Origin of the sequence: Mycobacterium sp. E3339 (assembly GCF_001666915.1) — a bacterium.
In the GTDB taxonomy this organism is placed as follows: domain Bacteria; phylum Actinomycetota; class Actinomycetes; order Mycobacteriales; family Mycobacteriaceae; genus Mycobacterium.
Genome location: NZ_LZIZ01000109.1, coordinates 1 through 693 on the forward strand (window position 1 = coordinate 1; position 693 = coordinate 693).

Genomic DNA, 693 nt, shown 5'->3' on the forward strand with positions numbered 1-693 from the left:
CTGCAAGCCCCGGCCGGGGCCACCCCCACCGACGTCGTGACCATCTTGCAGGCCCTGCTCGACCACCACCCCATGCTCCGGCTGCGCGCCGACACGGAGCGGTCGCTGTCCGTACCCGAACCCGGCGCCATCGCCGCCGATGAGTGCCTGCACGCCGCCGAGGCGTTGACCGATGCGGCGCTCGCCCAGGCGCGCTCCCTCTTAGACCCCGCGGCCGGAAAGATGCTCAGCGCGTTATGGATCACCGGCGCGGGGCAGTTGGTGTTGATCGCTCATCACCTCGCCGTCGACGCGGTGTCGTGGCGGATCCTGGTGGAGGACTTCAACATTGCCTGGGCCCAGCACCACAGCGGCCAATCGATCACCCTGCCCACCGGTGGCACCTCGTTTCAGCACTGGGCCACGCTACTCAAAGAACGCGCCCACACCCCGGCCACCGGCGACCAGACCGACATCTGGAACCAGATCGGCGGCGTGGCCGCCGCCCTGCCCGCGCCCCACCCCGAGACGGATACCTACGCCAGCGCCGGGCACCTAACGGTGTCACTGGACGCCGACACGACGCGGCGTCTGCTTACCGAGGTGCCCGCGGCGTTTCACACCGGGGTGCAGGAGATCTTGCTGATCGCCTACGCGCTGGCCTGGACCGAATTCCTGGGCACCGGCGAAGCGATCGGCATCGACGTCGAGGGG

General features: G+C 69.6%; 1 protein-coding gene. It reads left to right on the plus strand.

The window, feature by feature from the left end; genetic code table 11:
* Window positions 1-693, plus strand: a 693-nt coding sequence (locus A5702_RS10145) for a condensation domain-containing protein (protein WP_231965036.1), incomplete at both ends; no start/stop codon positions are given.